The following is a 19,240-nucleotide window of genomic DNA, read 5'->3' as shown; positions in this document are numbered from 1 at the left end:
TGGGCCGGGCTCCCTACCGCAGCAGTTCCCTCAGGCCCTCGCGGCCGAGCACCTCCAGCTCGTCGAGGGCGACGACGGCGCGTGCCGCGGCCTCCGGGTCGGAGGCGGCGAGCCCGCCGGCCTCGAACTCGTCCTCGTCGAGCCGCAGCACCTCGCTGCCGTCCGCCGACACCCACAGGTCCAGGTCCAGATCCTCGACCACCACCTCGCCCGCGCCCTCGTCGATCACGGCGGGCCGGGCGATGTCGCAGTACCAGCCCTTGAGCGTGCCGTCGGCGGCACGGACCTCCTTGATCGCGTACCAGCGGTCGCGCCAGTAGTACTCGACGAAGACGTCACCCGGCTCGAACCGTACGAAGCCGAAGTCCCGCACCCCCTCCGCGGCCCAGGGGGCGCGGACGGTGAGGCGGGTGCCGTCGTCGGCGAGGACCTCGGCCGGGTAACGGATCTTCGTCCGACCGGCCTTGACCAGCACCACCTCAACCGAACGTGCGGACATGACGTACCTCCGTCGCGCAGACGTCGTAACCGAACCACCTGTTGATCGCCAGCATCGGCTCGTTCCCGGCGTCGTTGCCGGTGAACGCCTCCGTGCAGCCGGCCGCCCGGGCGCGATGGAGCGAACGGGTCTTGGCGAGCTTGGCCAGGCCCCGGCCCCGGAACGCCGGGTCGGTGCCGGTCATCGCCGAGCTGTAGCGGCCCCGCCCGTCGGTCTGGGCGGCGCTGAACGCCGCGGGGCGCCCGTCGACCACGGCGACGGTCGTCAGCTCACGGTCGAAGAGGGGATGGTTCCACGTCGTGTCCAGCCAGTGGGCGTAGTCCGTCAGCTCGGCGCCGACGTCTCCCGGCTCGTCCGCCGTGGTCAGCGCGTCGAGCAGGAACAGGGGGCGCGGATCGGCGGCGAAGTCGGCGGCGGTGCGCAGCTCCACTCCGGTGGGCGTCTCCGGGAGCGGCGGCAGGCCGGCGGTCGTCAGGTCGAGCCGCAGGAAGTGCGCGGAGCGCCGGGGGGTGTACCCGTGCCGTTCGGCGAAGGCGCGGAATCCGGGCTCGTCGAGCACCCAGCTGTAGAGCGTGGTCGCGCCGACCTCGGTGAGGTGTTCCTCGGAGGCGCGCAACAGCAGGGCGCCGGCGCCGAGCCCCCGCTTCTCCGGGTGGACGTAGACGTTGACGGAGCCGACTCCCGGCTCCGGGGCGTCGTGCGCGACGCGCAGTTGCGAGGTCCCGACGATCTCCCCGTCGATCTCGGCGACCAGAGGCCGCTCATGGGCGTCGGGATGGGCGTGGGCCCAGTCGAAGGCCACCTGGGCGGGGGTGGCGAGCATGAACGGCAGGGCAGCGTGCCGCACCCGGGCGAAGCCCTCGGCGTCCTCGGGCCGTACATCACGCACGATCACAGTCATGGGCCCGCACGCTACGGCGGCCGGTGGCGGGGCCGCCTCCCATTTTCCGGTGCGGCCCAGGCAGAATCGACGCGTGACACTGAGAATCACCGTGAACACCGGCTCCCCGACCGCCCCGTACGAACAGCTGCGCGCCCAGATCGCGGAGCGTGCCCGCTCCGGCGCGCTGCCCGTCGGCTACAAGCTGCCGACGGTACGCGGGCTGGCGGAGGACCTCGGCCTGGCGGCGAACACCGTCGCCAAGGCCTACAAGGCGCTGGAGGCGGACGGCGTCATCGAGACGCGCGGCCGCCACGGCACGTTCGTCGCGGCGGCGGGCGACGCCGCGGAGCGCCTGGCCGCGACGGCGGCGGCGTCGTACGCGGGCGAGGCACATCGGCTCGGCCTGACGCGGGAGGCGGCGGCCAAGGCGGTGGAAGAAGCCCTGCGGGCCGCGTACGGGACGTGAGCCGGCCGGCGGGGGAGGCGAGGGACGGACGCCACCGCGGTCGGGGCGCCTCGGCCGAGCGCGCCTCGGTTCCGCGCGCCTCGCCTCCGCGGCCGAGGGCGCCTCGGTCCCGCGCGCCTCGCCTCCGCGGCCGGGACGCCTCGGCCGAGCGCGCCGCCTCCGCGGGTTCGGGTGCGTGCGGCTAGGGCGTGTCCGGGAAGCCTAGAGGTAGAGCCCCGCGTCCGGCCGGCGTGACTCCGGCACTCCCGCCGGAGTCGTGCCGCGCCGCAGCGCGTACAGCTCCGCCAGCGTCGCGCCTTCGCCGCCGACCCCCTCCTCGGTGCCGAGCCACGCCACCGCCTCGTTCCGCGTCAGGCCGCCCACCTCGATGCGTGCCAGGCACCGCCCGGGGCGTACCACCGCGGGGTGGAGCCGCTCCAGGTCCTCGTTGGTGGTGACACCGACGAGGACGTTGCGGCCCTGGCCGAGGAGGCCGTCCGTGAGGTTGAGCAGGCGCGACAGCGCCTGCCCCGCCGTGTGCTTCGCCTCACCGCGGATCAGCTCGTCGCAGTCCTCGAGGAGGAGCAGCCGCCACCGTCCCTTCGCCGTGCCCTCGTCCTCGCCGATCGCGATGTCCATCAGATAGCCGACGTCGTTGAAGAGCCGCTCGGGGTCCAGGACGCAGTCCACCTGGCACCAGTCCCGCCACGACCTGGCCAGTGTCCGCAGCGCGGACGTCTTGCCCGTCCCCGGCGGGCCGTGGAGCAGCAGCAGCCTGCCCGCGATGTCGTCAGGGGTGACCTTCATCAGCCGGTCCATGGCCGTGGCGACCGGCGCGGTGTAGTTGGGCCGGATCTCCTCCCAGGTCCCGGCGCTGATCTGACGGGTCGTCCGGTGCGGCCCGCGGCGCGGCGACACGTACCAGAAGCCCATCGTCACGTTCTCCGGCTGCGGTTCCGGCTCGTCCTTCGCGCCGTCCGTCGCCTCCTTGAGGACCGTCTCCGCCAGCTCCGCGCCGGTCGCCGTGACGGTGACGTCCGCGCCGCGGTTCCAGCGGCTGACGAGCAGCGTCCAGCCGTCGCCCTCGGCGAGCACGGCGCTGCGGTCGTCGTCCTTGGCCGCGCGCAGCACCTTCGCCCCGGCGGGCAGCAGGGTCGCGGAGGGCTTGACCCGGTCCAGGGTGGTGCTGTGCGAGTGCGGCTGCTCGCCCGTCGCGAAGCGTCCGAGGAACAGCGCGTCGACGACGTCGGCGGGCGAGTCGCTGTCGTCGACGTTGAGCCGGATCGGCAGCGCCCGCTGGGGGTCGGTCGGCTCGGCGGGCTCCGCCGGGGTCAGAGACATGCGGACCATGATCCGGCAATCGGGCATTGAGCGCACAGTGTTTTGAACGGGACGATCCGCGGGTCGCGGGCCGGTGCGGCGACGCATCTGCCGGCGGTCCGGCAGATGGCCTGAACACGACCATCGCTGACGGGGTGTCGGGATCTTCTCGCCAAAAGTTCTTGGCATGGACACTTCCAGCGGACCGGCTGCGCTGCTACTACCTGGTAGGCAGAGGTCCTGCTACAGGGAGGTTCCATGAAACTGTCCCGATTCGCGGCAATCTCGTCCTCACTCCTCCTCGGTGCCGTCCTCGCCCTCACCGGCGCGGGGACCGCACAGGCCGCCGAAACCGCCGCCGTCGACTACGTGGCACTCGGCGACTCGTACTCCTCCGGCGTCGGAGCCGGGAGCTACGACGGCGCCAGTGGCGACTGCAAGCGCTCCACCCGCGCCTTCCCCGTCCTGTGGGCGAGCGCCAACGCGCCCTCCTCGTTCGCCTTCACCGCTTGCTCGGGCGCTCGTACGGGTGATGTCACGGCGGGTCAGCTCGGACCCCTCTCCACCGCCACCGACCTGGTCTCCGTCACCATCGGCGGCAATGACGCCGGCTTCGCCGACGTCATGACCACCTGTGTCCTCCAGTCGGAGGCCACCTGCATCAACCGTGTGAATCAAGCCAAGAGCTATGTCGACACCACCCTGCCCGGACGTCTCGACGCGGTATATTCGGCCATCAGAGCCAAGGCCCCCAACGCGCGTGTCGTGGTCCTCGGCTACCCCCGCTTCTACAAGCTCGGCGGCGGCTGCGTCGCCGGACTGAGCGAGAACGAGCGGCGCGCCATCAACGACGGGTCCGACCACCTCAACGCGGCCACCGCCAAGCGCGCGGCCGACCACGGCTACACCTTCGCGAGCGTCGTCCCCGCCTTCACCGGACACGAGATCTGCTCCGGCTCGGCCTGGCTGCACAGCGTCAACTGGCTCAACATCGGCGAGTCCTACCACCCCACCGCCTCCGGTCAGTCCGGCGGCTACCTGCCCACCTTCAGGGCCGTGGCGTAAGCGCCCCGTCCGAGGAGGCGGCCCCGCCCGTCGGGGTCGCCTCCTCGCACGTCACGGAGAAGCGCACCGGGTTCGACCGCACCTCGACCGGAGCGCGGACCTCCACCCGCATCCGGTCCCGGCGCGTCCCGCCCGCCCGGTACGTCGGCTCGGTGTGCCCGACCCGCCGCTGCCTCGGGCCGTCCGCCGTGAACTCCAGGGTCCGCCAGGCGCCCGTGGAACTCTCTCCGCTCTCGGTGGCCCAGCGGTACTCCACCGAGGCGGGTGTGCCTCCCACCGCGAACGTGGCGGTGAAGGCGGGCGCCTCGTCGGCCGGAGGCGGGCAGGGGCCGGTGTAGCCTCCGCGGACGGCCGTGACGTACACGAGGACCGTCTGCGCCGGAGGCGTGCCGGTGACCGTGGTGGTCGCCGTCGTCGTGGCGGTCGCGGTGGCCGTGGCGGTCGTCGTCGCGGTCGTGGTGGCCGTCGCCGTGGTCGTGGTGGCCGTGCCGGGGGAGTCGCTCGGGGCGCCCGACGTGCGGGCCGGGGGAGGAGTCGGACCGGGCACCCCGCTCGTGGCCCCGGCGCCCGTGCCCGTACCGCCGCCCGGCCCCTCGTCGCGCAGCAGCGCGTACGCCACCAGCCCCCCGGCGATCAGCAGGAGCACGATCCCGGCGACGAGCAGCACCCCCGCGCGCCCCTGGCGCCGTTCGTCACCGGCGGCGGGGATCAGGGCCCCCGCGACCGGCGGGCCCGCGCCGCGGCCGGGGGAGAAGGGGGAGGCGGAGGACGAGACGGTCGGCCCGACCGGGCCGTACGGCTCCGCCCGCACCGGCCCCGACCGCGGTGACCCGCCCGCACCCACCAGGCGCAGCTGCCGTTCGGCCTCCACCGCGCTCAGGCGCTCCCGTGGATCCTTGCGGAGCAGCCCTTCGATCACCGGGCCCAGGGGCCCCGCCCGGCGCGGTGGTGGAAGCTCCTCGTCCACCACCGCCCGCAGGGTGCTCAGCGGAGTGTCCTGCCGGAAGGGCGAGTTGCCCTCCACCGCGGCGTAGAGCAGCACCCCGAGCGACCAGAGATCGGAGGCCGGGCCGGGTCTCTCCCCCAGCGCCCGCTCGGGCGCGAGGAACTCGGGCGACCCGATCAGCTCTCCCGGCACGGTGAGGGTCGAGGCCCCGTCCACCGTCGCGATGCCGAAGTCGGTCAGCACCACCCGGCCGTCGTTGCCCAGCAGGACGTTGACGGGTTTCACGTCCCGGTGCAGGACCCCGGCCGCGTGTGCGGCGCTCAGCGCGGCCAGGACCTCGGCGCCGACGTGTGCGGCGCGGCGCGGCGGCATGGGGCCCTCCGCGTCCAGGACCTCGGAGAGGGTGAGCCCGCGGATCAGCTCCATCACGATCCACGGACGGTCGTGCTCGGTGGCCACGTCGTACACCGTCACCACGTTGCGGTGCGAGATCCGGGCCGCCGCCCAGGCCTCCCGCTCCAGCCGTGCGTACAGCCTGCGCTCCTCGCCCGCCGGGAGGCCGGCCGGGGCCCGCACCTCCTTGACGGCCACCTCGCGGCCGAGCGCCTCGTCCCGGGCGCGCCAGACGGTCCCCATCCCGCCCTCGCCCAGGATGTCCAGGAGCCGGTACCGGCCCGCGATCACGGTCATGGCGCGTTCCCCTGTCCGTCGGTGGCCCGGTGGTGCATTTCTGCCCCCGTACGGGGTACTTCGAACTCCATGGGGCGCGAGGGAGGTGATCTTGGTGGCGGAGATCACAGCCCGTCAGATGTCCGGGCCCGGCGCCCTGGCGTGCAGGATGGTTCGTGACAGTTCGGCAGGTGTTCGATCGCTGTCCAACTCGCCCTGGAATCAGATGGATTCGGACAGTAACCGTCAACCCCCGTACGAGTGTGGTGAATCCTGCCGCCGGGATACACGGGTGTGACGCTGGGGCGATAGGGTTAACCTGCCCGGGCCGGGTGCCCTCGTTAGGGTGGGGAGTGACATGGAACAGATAGCAATGCGCAGCAGGCCGCGAGTGCCTGCCATCACATGCGGGAACAGCGCGACCAGTTCGCGGCTCGACCGCCATCTCGCGGTGCTCGGCGGTCCTGCCGTGCCGCAGCGCGAGGCGGCCGAAGCCACGCTCCTGATGCGTGAACTGACGACGCGTGACCGCGCGCACAGCCGACGCAGCAAGAGCGCGCGGGTCTCGCTCTTCGCGCCCCTGCGCCGACTGCGCCGCTCGCTCTTCGGAAGCCGGGGCTAGCAGCCCAGCGGAAGGGTTGTGGGCAGACGTTCCTCCCCCAGACTCCGTCCGGGGGATCCCCTGCGGAACGGATGGACACAACCCCGAAGACCGGACGACACGGCCCCGGAGACGGGGCTCGGACACCCGTTCACCACCTCCCCGAGACCTCTCACGCCACGACACCGTCCCCGCGTAGCCCCCGCAGCTCGGCCGCAGTGACCCCCAGCTCCCCCAGCACCCGCTCCGTGTCCTCCCCCAAAGCGGGGATCCGGTCCATCCGGGGGTCCGGCCCGTCGGGGAAGACGATAGGCGGCAGCAGCGAGCGCAGTGGCCCCACCGGCGAGTCCACGGACCGCCAGCGGTCGCGCGCCGCGAGCTGCGGATGGTCGGCCAGATCCGCCACGGTGTTCAGACGCGCACAGGCGATGCCCGCCGCGTCCAGGCGGGCCAGCGCCTCGTAAGCCGTCAGCGGCGCCAGCGCGTCGCCGACCACCGCGTCCGTCCTCTCCCGGCCGGCCACCCGCGCCGTGTTCGTGGCGAAGGCCGGATCGTCCGCCAGCTCCGGACGGCCGAGAACCCCCGTGGCCAGCCGCCGCCACTCCCGGTCGTTCTGCACGGACAGCAGCACCAGACTCCCGTCGGCCGTCGGATAGGCGTCGTAGGGCGCGATGACCGCGTGCGCCAGACCCGTGCGCGCCGGGGCCGTGCCCCCGTGCATCCCGTGGTGCAGCGGATGGCCCATCCACTCGGCCAGCGCGTCGAGCAGGGACACCTCCACCGGCCCGCCGCGCCCCGTGGTGCCCCGCCGCACCAGGGCCGCGAGGACACCCGCGTACGCGTACATCCCCGCCGCGATGTCGGCCGCCGGAATCCCCGACTTGACCGGCCGTTCCTCGGTCCCGGTCACCGACACGAGCCCCGCCTCGCACTGCACGAGCATGTCGTAGGCCCGCTTGTGCGCGTACGGCCCGCCCGGCCCGTAGCCCGAGACGTCCACCGCGACCAGCCGGGGGTGGGCGGCGCACAGCGTGGCCGCGTCCAGGCCGAGGCGGGCCGCCGCGCCCTGCGCGAGGTTCTGCACGAAGACGTCGGCGCCGGCCACCAGGCGTCGGACCAGAGCGATGCCCCGCGGCTCCTTCAGATCGATCGCGACCGACTCCTTGCCGCGGTTGCACCACACGAAGTGCGAGGCGAGCCCCCGGGCCGCCGTGTCGTAACCCCGCGCGAAGTCTCCGCCGTCGGGCCGCTCGATCTTGACGACCCGTGCGCCGAGGTCGGCGAGCTGGCGGGTGGCGAAGGGCGCGGCGACCGCCTGCTCGACCGCGACGACCGTGATCCCCTCCAGGGGGAGTGGCTGAGTGCTCATGACAGCCCTGCCTACCCGGTGAAGGGCGCCCTTGTCACTGCGGTCCACGTCACCGCCCCCTCGGAGGCCGGGCCGGGCCGGGCCGGGGCGGGGCCCGGCGCCCGCGCCGGGCGGCTGCTCCACGGCGGAGCCCGTCCAGGGCGGCCCGGGCGCCGGCGCCCGCGGGGCAGGACGGGGCGCGGCTACAGAAGGGCGAACTGGCCCTCGGGTCCCTCCTCCTGATGGTCCAGGACGGACGCCGGGACCCGTGCCCCCTGCGGTACGGGCAGGACGGCGGCATCCCGCAGGGCGCGGCGGGTCAGCGACGGGGCCGCGTCGAGGGCGGCCCGGTCCGGTTCGCGCTGCGCCAGGAGGGCGAGGACCGTGATCAGTTCGAGCAGCTCCGAGGTCCACTCCTGGGGCCAGGCCGCCGGACCGATCGCCTCCAGCGTCCCCGGCTCGGCCGGCGCCGTCCGGTGCGCGAACCACTGCTCCAGCATGCGGACGCCCCCCACGCGGAACTCCCACGCCTCGACCGGCACCGGCGAGATCCGTCCCCCGTCGACCTCCAGCGCCTCCTCCTCGGGGTCGTACACCGGCGTCGTCGGCCGGGCCGGGAAGGGTGCCCGGACGTAGGGCCGCCGGCCGCCGGGCAGCCGGGGCTTCTCGCCGCCGCGGGCGCCCCGCAGCTGGACGCCGCTCAGGAGCCGGCCCAGCTCCACCCCCCGGGCCCATACGGCCGGATCCCGCGGCAGGGGGACCCGGCACCCGGCGGGGGAGGGGCGGGCGGCCGCGACGGCCCACGCCAGGAGCTCCTCGGCGGTGACCTCGTGCCCGTAACGCTCGCCGAGCAGGGGCAGCAGCCCGGGGGAGACGTTCGGCTCCCGGCCGCCCGGGCGGCGGAAGAGGGGGCGGATCCGGCCGGGACGGCCGGCCGGGGAGCGGCCGTCCGGCAGGGCCGCGGTCACCAGCAGGGCGGGCCCGCCGCCCGTCCCCGGCCCGCCGCCGGGCACGTACCCCTGCTCGACCGCGAACAGCTGGCGGTCGTCGGCCACGCGCCACAACTCGGGCCGTGCGGTGTCGATGAGCCGGTGGTCCGGGATCAGCCACTGCTCGTCGAACGGGCCGTGGGCGAGACGTACGGGCGCCGGGCACGGCCCCGCCTCGCGCGCGAAACGGCCGGTGCCGGTCGCCTGCCCGGGCAGGGCCGCCACCGAACTCGACGGCGTACGCGCCCTGCTGGGCCGGAAGAGCCTCTCGCGCTCCTCGCCCTCGGCGCCCACCAGACGGTCCCAGCGGGCGCGCAGGGTGCGGACGTCGGGAGCCACGATCCAGGGCCGGCCGAGGCGCAGCGGTGCCACGGACCACGGCATGAGGTCGTCGAGCAGGGGTGCCTCGTCCGGCGCCTCGTCCGGTGCGTCGTCCGCGAGCGGGTCTTCGTCGGTCACGTGCCGCATGCTAGTGAGCGGCCCCCGGACGGCGCAGCCGCGCGTCCGTGCGCGCGGCGAGGATCCCGGCCACCGGGCCGCTGTGGCCCGCCGGGGCTGCACGTCGGGACCTCTCGTACGGCCAGTGGTGCCGGGGTGGTGGCGGACCGGGCCGGGTCCGGGTCAGTGGGCCTCGACCGTCACCGTGAAGGAGAACCGGTCGCCCCGGTAGAAGATGCGGGCCACGTCCACCACCCGCCCGTCGGCGCCGTAGGTCACGCCGGTGTAGTGCAGGATCGGCGAGAGCAGCGGCACCTCGAGCAGGGACGCCGTCTCCGGGTCGGCGAGCCGGGCCTCGACCGTGTCCGTGATCCGGCTGATCCGGACGCCGACGACGTCCCTCAGCACCTTCGTCATCGGCCAGCGCTCCAGATCGGCCGGGTCGAGACCGGCCGCCACGTCCGGACGGACCGCGTTCAGGGCCCAGTTGGTGGGCTCGCCGCTCTCCCCGTCGCAGCGCAGCCGCCGGTAGGCGATCACCTCGGACTCGTCGGGGAAGTACTCGGCGAGCTCACCGGGCACCGGCTCGGCGCCGTGGCCGAGAACCGTCGTCCGCTCGCCCGACTGCTGGGCCACGATCGCGTCGATCGAGCCGAGCAGCCGGCGCGGGGTGGAGCGCCGGGCACCCGGCTCGATGAACGTGCCGCGCCGCCGGTGCCTGCTGATCAGCCCCTCCTCCTCCAGCTCCTTCAGGGCCTGCCGCATGGTCAGCACGCTCACGCCGTAATGGGCGGCGAGCTGCTCCTCGGTGGGCAGCCGCAGCGAGGCGTCGGGCGTGCGGCCCAGTATGGAGGCGCGCAGGGACTGGGAGACCTGGTACCAGAGCGGCAGCTTGCGGTTCAGGACCAGTGAGTCGGGAGCGAAGGCGGTCACGGTTTCTCCGTACTACGACCGGAAGTGGCGCTCAAGACCCTGCCACACGTCGTCGTAGCCGCTCTGCAGATGGTCGGCGTTCGCCGCCCGGCCGGTTGCCGTGATCGGCCAGCGCGTCTCGAACATGAAGGCCAGACCGTCGTCGATCTTCTGCGGCTTCAGCTCCGCCGCGCTCGCCCGGTCGAACGTCTCCCGGTCGGGGCCGTGCGCGGACATCATGTTGTGCAGCGAGCCGCCGCCCGGCACGAAGCCCTCCGCCTTGGCGTCGTAGGCGCCCTCGATCAGGCCCATGTACTCGCTCATGACGTTGCGGTGGAAGTACGGCGGGCGGAACGTGTCCTCGCCGACCAGCCAGCGCGGGGCGAACACCACGAAGTCGACCCCCGCGAGACCGGGGGTGTCGGAAGGCGAGGTCAGCACCGTGAAGATTGACGGGTCGGGGTGGTCGTAGGAGACCGTGCCGATGACGTTGAAGCGGTGCAGGTCGTAGACGTACGGGGTGTGGCTGCCGTGCCAGGCGACCACGTCGAGCGGGGAGTGGCCGTAGGTCGCCGCCCAGAGGTTGCCGCAGTACTTGTTGACGACCTCGACCGGGCCCTCGACGTCCTCGTAGGCGGCGAGGGGCGCCCGGAAGTCGCGCGCGTTGGCCAGGCCGTTGGCGCCGATCGGACCGAGGTCGGGCAGCTGGAAGGGCGCTCCGTAGTTCTCGCAGACGTACCCCCGTGCGCTCTCGTCGAGCAGCTCGACGCGGAAGCGGACCCCGCGGGGGATCAGCGCGACCTCGCCGGGGCGGGCGGCGAGCAGGCCCAGCTCCGTGCGCAGGAGGAGACCGCCGCGCTCGGGGACGATCAGCAGTTCGCCGTCCGCGTCGCTGAAGACCCGGTCCATCGAGGCGTTGGCGTGGTAGAGGTGCACCGCCATGCCCGTGCGCTGGGTCGTGTCGCCGTTGCCGCCGAGCGTCCAGAGGCCGGCGAGCCAGTCCGTCCCCGGGGCCGGGGCGGGCAGCGGGTTCCAGCGCAGCCGGTTGGGGTCCGGGACGGTCTCGGTGAAGGGCGCCGAACGGACGGCGCCGTTGTCGATCCGGACGAACGGCGGGTGGGCGGCCGAGGGGCGGATCCGGTACAGCCACGAACGCCGGTTGTGGGCACGGGGCTCGGTGAACGCGCTGCCGCTCAGCTGCTCCGCGTACAGGCCCAGCGGCGCCCGCTGCGGCGAGTTGCGGCCGTGCGGCAGCGCGCCCGGGACCGCCTCCGAGGTGTGCTCGTTGCCGAAGCCGGTGGAGTAATCGAGTCCCTCGGCCGTCTTTCTCGCCAGTGCGGTGCTTTCCGTGGTCATCGCGCGCTCCCGTTTCTCATGCCCAAAGGAATCCTATGCATGACCGTAGGATTCCGCCCCCGCTCGCGTCAACGGGGCGCTCGCGGCGGGAGTGGGACGAAGTCCGTGCACGAGGGGTTCCAAAACATGAACATTGCTCTACTCTCCAGGCCATGTCGTGGACCCGTAGGCTCCTTCTCGCGCTCTCGGTCGTGCTGGCGGCGCTCGCCGCCGCCCTCGTCACCGCCCCGGGGGCCCAGGCCCACGAGGAGCGGCCCGTCACCTTCCCCGACGGCTCCGGCAGCGTGCCGACGCCGCGCACGGGGGAGCCCGACCTCCTGGTCTGCAAGACCGACCGGGCGGACTTCGACCGCCGGATCGGCCGGTTCCCCGCGGCGCTGAAGGCCCGGAACCTCGCCCTCTTCGCACGCTGCGCACGGGGCGGGCCGACCGGGGGGTACCGCCACCTCCAACAGGCCGTCGACGCCGTCGACCGGCCCGGCATGACCATCGCCGTCCTGCCCGGCCTGTACGAGGAGGAGCCCTCGCGGGCCGCGCCGACCGGTGCCTGCGCGGCGCTGGACGCGCCCCGGTCGGCGCTCGGGTACCAGATCCTCTCCTACGAACAGCAGCGACAGTGCCCGCACAACCAGAACCTGGTCGCGATCCTCGGCAAGAAGAACCTCCAGATCGAGGGCACCGGAGCCTCCCGCCTCGACGTCGTCGTCGACGCCGCGTACACCAAGCTCAACGCCCTGCGGGCCGACCGCTCCGACGGGATCTACTTCCGCAACTTCACCGCCCAGCGCACCACCTTCAACTCGCTGTACGTCCTCGCGGCCGACGGCTTCGTCATCGACGACGTCCTGACCCGGTGGAACGACGAATACGGCTTCCTGACCTTCGCCTCCGACCACGGCCTCTACAAGAACTGCGAGTCGTACGGCAACGGCGACTCCGGCATCTACCCAGGCTCGGCCTCCGACATCAACGACGGCCGCGGCTACGACGTCCCCCGCTACTCCATCGAGATCACCGGCTGCCGCAGCCACCACAACATGGTCGGCTACTCGGGCACGGCCGGTGACTCGGTCTGGGTGCACGACAACGAGTTCGACCACAACATGGGCGGCGCCTCCATGGACTCCGCCTTCCCCGGCCACCCCGGTCTGCCCCAGAACCACGCCCGCTTCGAGCGGAACCTCATCCACGACAACAACCAGAACTACTACCGACACGTCGCCGACGGCACCTGCGCCAAGCCGCCCGTCGAGCGCGGCTACGAACAGGGTGTCGTCTGCCCGCAGATCTCCATGCCGCCGGGCACCGGCATCATCACCGCCGGAGGGAACTGGAACCTCTACGAGGACAACTGGGTGTACGGGCACCAGCGCGCCGCCTTCTTCCTGAGCGCCGTCCCCGCCTTCATCCGCGGCGAGTCGGCCTGGGGCAAGCAGACCGACACCTCCCACCACAACCGTTACGCGGGGAACCACCTGGGCGTCGACCGGTCCGGCGCGTCCCGCCCGAACCGCACGGACGTGTGGTGGGACGGCCAGGGCGGCGGCAACTGCTGGCAGCCCGGTACCGGCGCCTCCACCCCCGGCGTCCTGCCCGAGTGCGGGGCGCGGCGGGGCGATGTCTCCGGGAACACCGACCGGCTCGTCGGCGAACCGGCCAAGCTCGCCCATCTGCTGGTCTGCGCCGACTACGACGTCCAGGCGCGGCGGCTCCCGGCGGGCTGCGACTGGTACGGCGCCCGGGGCGTCCAGCGCGTCGAGACCCAGCTCGCCCTCGCGTGCGCGGTCGTCCTGGGCCTGATGGGCGCGGCCTTGTGGTGGCGCCGGCTCCGGCACAGCCGTCTCGCGGGGGCGGCGACCCTCGTCGGCCTCGTTGGCCTCGGCCTGGACGTGGCCGGCTCGACCCTCGGCCGGGCCTCCGGCCTCCTCCCCGCCCTTGCCCTCCTCCTGATCGGCGGCTGGTGGACGGCCCTCGGCGTCGCGATGCGGCCGGCCCGCCCCGCCTTCGCCTGGACCACCCTGGTCCTGGGCCTCCTCACCCTCCTCGACGCCTTCGACAAGGCCGTCCTGATGATTCCCTGGGTCCCCCTCGGCCCCGCCTGGCTGCGGGGACTCCTCGCGGTGGTGTGGGTGCTCTGGGCGGTCGTCGTGGCGGGCCGACGCGCGCCCGGGGCGGCGGGCGACCGGGACCCCGCCCCGGACCCCGGCCCCTCGCCCACCGCCGCGGCCACCCGTGCGGCGAACGGCGGAGGTGCCGCATGAGCCGCCGACGCGCCAGGGCGACCGTCTCGCGCCCCCGGGCGACCGTGTCACCCACGCGGGCGGTCCCGGGAGACCGGGCCGTGCTGCCCGAACTGGCCGCCTCGGGAGACCTGGCCGCCGGGCGCCGGTGGGTCGTCCCGAGCCGCTGGGCCGTCGTGCGTGACTGGTCGGTCCCGGACCGGGCGGCCTCGGGAGACCGGGCCGCGCTGTCCGACCTGGCCGTCTCGGGGGACCTGGCCGCCGGGCGCCAGTGGGCCGCCCCGCCCATCCGGTTCGTCGCGCCGGGCCGGCACGTCGCGCCGGGCCGGGCCGTCCCGTCCACCCGGGCCGTCCCGTCCGGCCGTCCCGCCCTTCGTGGCCGGGCCGCCGCTGTCGCCGGGGTCGTGCTCGCCGTCGCGCTGACCGTCGCGGGGTGCGGTGGTCGACCTACGACCCACCACAAGCCCGGTACCAGCCACGAGGAGGCGACGGCGGGCAGCGGCACGCTGCTCGCCGCCAAGGACGAGGCCGGGCACCGGCTCCGGGAGGTGCCGGCCGCGGGGGCGCCCGCGGTGCGCGTCGAGACACGGCCCGACACGGAGGGCGGCTGGAACGTCCACCTCGTGGTGGAGAGGTTCCGGTTCACCCCGGAGAGCGTCGGCGGCGCGGCCCTCCCGGGCCGCGGGTACGCCCGGCTCCTCGTCGACGGGGGCGGCGGTGCCGGGGGACCGGCCGGCGGGGCGACCGGGCGGGTCTACGGCCCCTGGCACCACGTCCCGCCCGGCACCCGCGCCCTGACCGTCCGCCTCCACGCGGACGACCACACCGTCTGGGCGGTCGCGGGCAAGCCGGTCGAGGCCACCGTCTCCCTCGCCGCCGAGCGGCCAGGCACCGCCGCCCCGACGGCCGCGGCCCCGCCCGGCGTCCCGCCCACCGGCACCACGCCGACGCCCTCCGGGGCCACCGCCGACGGCCGGACCGTCGAGATCACCGTCTCCGGGACGTCCGTCCGTCCGGCCCCCTCCCGCATCGAACTGAGGAAGGGCGAGCGGATCACCCTGCGTGTCACCAGCGACCGCGCCGACACCCTCCATGTCCACGGCTACGACCGAGAGCTCCCGCTCCCGGCCGGCCGGCCCGGCTCCCTCACCCTGACCGCCGACCGCACCGGCCTCTTCGAGGTCGAGACGCACGAGTCCGGACTCGTGCTGACCCAACTCCTCGTCCGGTGACCACGCTCGCCCACGGCGTCGGCGCTCGGCACGACCTGCCCCTCTCGCCCTTCTACGCCTACGCGGGTGCCTTCGCCGCGCTCTTCGTCTCCTTCCTCGCCCTCGGCCTGATGTGGTCCTCCTCCCGGTTCCACGGCGACCGCTCAGGCAAGCCGCTCCCCGCCGTCCTCCAGCGCCTCGCCGACGCCCCGGCCACCCGCACCGCCCTCCGCCTGCTCGGCCTGGCCGCCGCGACCACCGTCCTGCTCCACCTCCTCATCGGACCGGACGACCCCGACCGCAACCCCGCGCCCGGCGCCGTCTACGTCCTGCTCTGGGTGGGGCTCGTCCCCGCCTCCCTGCTCCTCGGACCCGTCTGGCGCCTCCTCAACCCCCTGCGCGCCCTCCACGCGCTGCTTCCCGCTCCCCGCACCCCGCGCCCGCTGCCGCCCGGCCTCGGCATCCGCCCCGCGGCCGCCGGACTCCTTCTCTTCGCCTGGCTCGAACTCGCCGCTCCCGAACCGGCGTCGAGCCTCACCCTCCTGACCTTCCTCACCGTCCTCACGGCCGCCGGCCTCCTCGGCGCCGCCCGTCACGGCCCCGACTGGTTCGCCCACGCCGACCCCTTCGAGGTCTACTCCTCCCTCCTCGCCCGGCTCTCCCCGCTCGGCCGCCGCACCGACGGCCGACTCGTCCTGCGCTCCCCCTTCGACGGCCTCGACTCCACCCCCCAGACCCCCGGTCTCGTCGCCACCGTCTGCGTCCTCCTCGGCTCCACCGCCTACGACGGCCTCTCCGACCACCCCCGCTGGCTCACCACCCTCCAGACCTCCGCCCTCGGCCCGGCGTTCACCGCCACCCTCGGACTGCTCGCCGCCGTCGCCCTCGTCGCCGCCCTCTACGGCCTCTGCGCCGGCGCGCTGCGCCTGCTGTCCCGCGCACTCGCCCACCCCCTCACCTCCTTCGCCCACTCCCTCCTGCCGATCGCCCTCGGCTATCTCGTCGCCCACTACTTCACACTCCTGGTCACCGAAGGACCACGTACCGTCATGATGGCAGCGGGCACTGACAACGCACCCGTGCCCGCCCCGCCCCTGGGTCCCGGCGGTCTCGCCACCCTCCAGGTCCTCGCCGTCGTCACCGGTCACGTCCTCGGGGTCGTCGCCGCCCACGACCGCGCCGTGCGGCTCTTCCCGCCGGCCCGGGCGGTGGCCGGCCAACTCCCGCTCTTCGCGCTGATGATCGTGTACACCCTCGGCGGTATCGGCCTGCTCGTCGCCTGACCCGAGCCCGGACGGCATCATGGTCCCCGTGCCCCAGCCCCGACCGCCCCGCAAGCCCACGCCGCCGGCGCCGTCCGCGCAGCCCGCGCTGCGCCGCACCCCCGTCCAGCAGCGCAGCGCGGACCGCCTCGCCCGGATCCTCGACGCCTGCGCCGAACTCCTCGACGAGACCGGGTACGAACAGCTGAGCACCCGGGCCGTCGCCCTCCGTGCGGGCGTCCCCATCGGTTCGGTCTACCGCTTCTTCGGCAACAAGCGCGCCATGGCCGCCGCCCTCGCCCACCGCAACCTCGACAGCTACGCCGAGCGCATCACCGCCCGCCTCTCCGCGCTCCCGGCCGTCGACGCCGGCCGGGCCATCGACACCGTCCTCGACGAGTACATCGCCATGAAGCGGTCGGTACCCGGCTTCGCCCTGGTCGACTTCGGCGTCCCCAGTCCGGGCGGTCCCGGCGACGACGACCCCAACCACCTGGTCGCCGGCCGCCTCTGCGTCCTGCTGGCCGGCGTCCTCGACCGCCCCGCGGACGAGGCCCTGCGCCGCAAGGTTCTGGTCGGCGTCGAGGCCACCGACGCCCTGCTCCAGCTCGCCTTCCGCACGGACTCCTCGGGTGACCCGGCCCTCATCGCCGAGACGCGCGAGCTCCTGCACGCGTACCTCGCACCCTCCCTGTCGTAGAGCGGCCCTCCGCGTCCGCGCGAGCGCCGCGAGCCGAACCCCTCCGCGTCCGCGCGAGCGCCGCGAGCCGAACCCCTCCCGCTCATCCCAACCGGTCGGTATGCTCGGCGCCACCCGCCGCCGCCCCAGGGAGACCGCCATGTCCACCGCCCTGCGCATCTGCCCCCTCTGCGAAGCCACCTGCGGGCTGACGCTGACGCTCGAAGGATCCCGGGTCACCAAGGCGCGGGGCGATCGTGACGACGTCTTCAGCCAGGGCTTCATCTGTCCCAAGGGCGCCTCGTTCGCCGAGGTCGACGCCGATCCCGACCGGCTGAGGGGCCCCCTCGTCCGCGAGGGCGACGTCCTCCGGGAAGCCACGTGGGAGGAGGCCTTCGACGTCGTCGCGGCCCGGATCCGGCCACTGGTCGAGGAGTTCGGGCCCGACGCGGTGGGTATCGTCCTCGGCAACCCGAACGTCCACACCATGGCCGGCGCCCTCTACCCGCCGCTGCTGATCGGTGCGCTGCGGACCAGGAACCTCTTCACCGCCTCCACGCTCGACCAGATGCCCAAGCACGTCTCCAGCGGGTTGCTCTTCGGCGACCCCTTCGCCATCCCCGTGCCGGACCTGGACCGCACCGCCCATCTGCTGATGCTCGGGGCCAACCCCCTGGAGTCCAACGGAAGTCTGTGCACCGCCCCCGACTTCCCCGGCAAGCTGAAGGCGCTGCGCAAGCGCGGCGGTACCCTGACCGTCGTCGACCCGCGCCGCACCCGCACGGCCGCCCTCGCCGACCGGCACCTCGCCATCCGCCCCGGCGCCGACGCCCTCTTCCTCGCCGCGCTCGCCCACACCCTCTTCGACGAGGGCCTCACCGACCTCGGCGCGCTCGAAGGCCACGTGGAGGGCGTGGAGGACGTCCGCGCCGCCCTCGGGGCGTTCGGCCCCGAAGCCGTCGCGGACGCATGCGATCTGGACGCCGACACCATCCGCGACGTCGCCCGCGAACTCGCCGCCGCGCCCTCGGCGGCCGTCTACGGACGCATCGGCAGCTCCACCGTCGCGCACGGCACCGTCGCCAGCTGGCTCGTCGACGTCCTCAACGTCCTCACCGGCAACCTCGACCGTCCCGGCGGCGCGCTCTTCCCGCTCTCCGCCACCGCCCCCGCGCCCCGCCCCGCGAGCCCCGGCAAGGGCTTCGCGCTCGGCCGCTGGACGAGCAGGGTCTCCGGCCACCCCGAGGCCAAGGGCGAGCTGCCGACGGCCGCCCTCGCCGAGGAGATCGAGACGGAGGGCGAGGGCCGGATCCGCGCGGTCGTCACCATCGCCGCCAACCCGGTCCTGTCCGCGCCCGACGGGCGGCGCCTCGACGCCGCCCTCGGCGCCCTCGACTTCATGGTCGCCGTCGATCCGTACCTCAACGAGACCACGCGCCACGCCGATGTCGTCCTGCCCCCGCCGCCGCCCTCCCAGAGCGCGCACTTCGACTTCGCCTTCAACGGCTTCGCCGTCCGCAACCAGGCGCGCTACTCCCCGGCCGCCGTCCCCCTGGAGGAGGGACGCATGGACGAGTGCGAGATCCACGCCCGGCTGATCCTCGCCGTGTCCGGCATGCACGGGGCCCCGCCCTCGGCGGTCGACGACCTCGCCGTCGACGCCGCCCTCGCCAAGGCCGTCACCCAGGAGCACTCGCCCCTGTTCGGCGCCGACCCGCAGGTGCAGGCCGGGCTGCTGGACGGCCGCACCGGGGCCGAGCGGCGGCTCGACCTGATGCTGCGCCTCGGCCCGTACGGCCTCGCACTCGAAGACCTCCGCCAGGCGCCCCACGGCATCGACCTCGGCCCGCTGAAGCCCCGTATCCCGCAGCTCCTCAAGACCCGCAGCGGGCGCGTCGAGCTGCTTCCCCCGCCCATCGCCGCCGACCTGCCCCGGCTGCGGGCCGCCCTGGACGCCGGCCGGGACGGGCTCGTCCTCGTCGGCCGCCGCCATCTGCGCTCCAACAACAGCTGGCTGCACAACGTCCCCTCCCTCAACGGAGGCTCCAACCGGTGCACCCTCCAGGTCCACCCACGGGACGCCGACCGGCTCGGGCTCGCCGACGGGAAGCCGGCCCGTGTCACCGCCGAGGGCGGCGCACTGGAGGTCGAGGTGGAGATCACCGACACCGTGCGGACCGGGGTGGTGAGTCTGCCGCACGGCTGGGGCCACGACCGGCCCGGCACCCGGCTCTCCGTCGCCGCCGCCCGCCCGGGTGTCAACGTCAACCAGCTCCTCGACGGCTCCCGGCTCGACCCGCTCTCGGGCACCGCCGTCCTCAACGGCTTCCCCGTCGAGGTGGCGCCCCTGCCGTGACCTGGCCTTTTGCTCGTATTG

At 74.2% G+C, this 19,240-nt stretch carries 16 protein-coding genes; 8 read left to right on the top strand and 8 right to left on the bottom strand.

All coding sequences use genetic code 11. The features are described 5' to 3' along the window. Positions 1 to 13: 13 nt before the first annotated feature. Both AB0K65_RS22670 and AB0K65_RS22665 read right to left on the bottom strand, forming a co-directional pair. Positions 14 to 499 carry a DUF402 domain-containing protein gene (locus AB0K65_RS22670; RefSeq protein ID WP_365719245.1) on the bottom strand — a complete coding sequence of 162 codons (486 nt, stop codon included), beginning with the start codon at positions 497 to 499 and terminating at the stop codon, positions 14 to 16. After that, positions 480 to 1,400, bottom strand: coding sequence for a GNAT family N-acetyltransferase (locus tag AB0K65_RS22665; protein ID WP_365719243.1), 921 nt, complete (start codon positions 1,398 to 1,400; stop codon positions 480 to 482). Before AB0K65_RS22665 ends, AB0K65_RS22670 begins: the two co-directional genes overlap by 20 nt. Positions 1,401 to 1,473: 73 nt before the next feature. Here AB0K65_RS22665 and AB0K65_RS22660 point away from each other — a divergent pair, with 73 nt between their 5' ends. Beyond that, positions 1,474 to 1,848 carry a GntR family transcriptional regulator gene (locus AB0K65_RS22660; protein ID WP_365719241.1) on the top strand — a complete coding sequence of 125 codons (375 nt, stop codon included), beginning with the start codon at positions 1,474 to 1,476 and terminating at the stop codon, positions 1,846 to 1,848. 201 nt (positions 1,849 to 2,049) lie between these two features. Here AB0K65_RS22660 and AB0K65_RS22655 read toward each other — a convergent pair whose 3' ends face one another. Beyond that, positions 2,050 to 3,168, bottom strand: coding sequence for a DUF5925 domain-containing protein (locus tag AB0K65_RS22655; protein WP_365719239.1), 1,119 nt, complete (start codon positions 3,166 to 3,168; stop codon positions 2,050 to 2,052). A gap of 237 nt (positions 3,169 to 3,405) precedes the next feature. Between AB0K65_RS22655 and AB0K65_RS22650 the strand changes: the two genes are divergently transcribed. Further along, complete coding sequence (locus tag AB0K65_RS22650) at positions 3,406 to 4,212, top strand: SGNH/GDSL hydrolase family protein (protein WP_365719237.1); 807 nt, start codon at positions 3,406 to 3,408, stop codon at positions 4,210 to 4,212. Here AB0K65_RS22650 and AB0K65_RS22645 read toward each other — a convergent pair. Continuing rightward, positions 4,196 to 5,848 carry a serine/threonine-protein kinase gene (locus AB0K65_RS22645; protein ID WP_365719235.1) on the bottom strand — a complete coding sequence of 551 codons (1,653 nt, stop codon included), beginning with the start codon at positions 5,846 to 5,848 and terminating at the stop codon, positions 4,196 to 4,198. The two genes, AB0K65_RS22650 and AB0K65_RS22645, sit on opposite strands and share 17 nt — an antisense overlap. Positions 5,849 to 6,185: 337 nt before the next feature. Here AB0K65_RS22645 and AB0K65_RS22640 point away from each other — a divergent pair, with 337 nt between their 5' ends. Continuing rightward, positions 6,186 to 6,449: a hypothetical protein gene (locus AB0K65_RS22640; RefSeq protein ID WP_365719234.1), complete on the top strand. Its 264-nt coding sequence runs from the start codon at positions 6,186 to 6,188 to the stop codon at positions 6,447 to 6,449. Between the two features lie 151 nt (positions 6,450 to 6,600). Here the strand turns inward: AB0K65_RS22640 and AB0K65_RS22635 are convergent, their stop codons facing one another. The 4 genes from AB0K65_RS22635 to hmgA form a co-directional block, all read right to left on the bottom strand. Next, on the bottom strand, positions 6,601 to 7,797 hold the full coding sequence (locus AB0K65_RS22635) for a CaiB/BaiF CoA-transferase family protein (RefSeq protein WP_365719233.1): 1,197 nt from the start codon (positions 7,795 to 7,797) through the stop codon (positions 6,601 to 6,603). Positions 7,798 to 7,979: 182 nt separating this feature from the next. Further along, positions 7,980 to 9,233: a type ISP restriction/modification enzyme gene (locus AB0K65_RS22630; RefSeq protein ID WP_365719232.1), complete on the bottom strand. Its 1,254-nt coding sequence runs from the start codon at positions 9,231 to 9,233 to the stop codon at positions 7,980 to 7,982. Between the two features lie 153 nt (positions 9,234 to 9,386). Continuing rightward, positions 9,387 to 10,136, bottom strand: coding sequence for a GntR family transcriptional regulator (locus AB0K65_RS22625; RefSeq protein WP_365719231.1), 750 nt, complete (start codon positions 10,134 to 10,136; stop codon positions 9,387 to 9,389). Between the two features lie 12 nt (positions 10,137 to 10,148). Then, the gene (hmgA, locus tag AB0K65_RS22620; protein WP_365719229.1) at positions 10,149 to 11,471 is read right to left on the bottom strand and encodes a homogentisate 1,2-dioxygenase; all 1,323 of its coding nucleotides are present in this window, start codon (positions 11,469 to 11,471) and stop codon (positions 10,149 to 10,151) included. Positions 11,472 to 11,623: 152 nt separating this feature from the next. Between hmgA and AB0K65_RS22615 the strand changes: the two genes are divergently transcribed. The 5 genes from AB0K65_RS22615 (at position 11,624) to AB0K65_RS22595 (ending at position 19,219) form a co-directional block, all read left to right on the top strand. Continuing rightward, positions 11,624 to 13,732: a right-handed parallel beta-helix repeat-containing protein gene (locus tag AB0K65_RS22615; protein WP_365719227.1), complete on the top strand. Its 2,109-nt coding sequence runs from the start codon at positions 11,624 to 11,626 to the stop codon at positions 13,730 to 13,732. Then, positions 13,729 to 14,943: a hypothetical protein gene (locus AB0K65_RS22610; RefSeq protein ID WP_365719225.1), complete on the top strand. Its 1,215-nt coding sequence runs from the start codon at positions 13,729 to 13,731 to the stop codon at positions 14,941 to 14,943. The genes AB0K65_RS22615 and AB0K65_RS22610 overlap by 4 nt, the downstream gene beginning before the upstream one ends. Beyond that, positions 14,940 to 16,205: a hypothetical protein gene (locus AB0K65_RS22605; protein ID WP_365719223.1), complete on the top strand. Its 1,266-nt coding sequence runs from the start codon at positions 14,940 to 14,942 to the stop codon at positions 16,203 to 16,205. Before AB0K65_RS22610 ends, AB0K65_RS22605 begins: the two co-directional genes overlap by 4 nt. A 28-nt stretch (positions 16,206 to 16,233) precedes the next feature. Further along, positions 16,234 to 16,884 (top strand): TetR/AcrR family transcriptional regulator, encoded by a 651-nt coding sequence (locus tag AB0K65_RS22600; protein WP_365719221.1) that lies wholly within the window; start codon positions 16,234 to 16,236, stop codon positions 16,882 to 16,884. Positions 16,885 to 17,023: 139 nt separating this feature from the next. Beyond that, positions 17,024 to 19,219, top strand: coding sequence for a molybdopterin oxidoreductase family protein (locus AB0K65_RS22595; protein ID WP_365719219.1), 2,196 nt, complete (start codon positions 17,024 to 17,026; stop codon positions 19,217 to 19,219). Positions 19,220 to 19,240: the final 21 nt, after the last annotated feature.

It is taken from the genome of Streptomyces sp. NPDC053755 (assembly GCF_040677675.1).
Classification (GTDB): domain Bacteria; phylum Actinomycetota; class Actinomycetes; order Streptomycetales; family Streptomycetaceae; genus Streptomyces.
The sequence above is the reverse complement of the archived record's forward strand: the minus strand, read 5'-3'. Positions and strand labels throughout refer to the sequence as shown.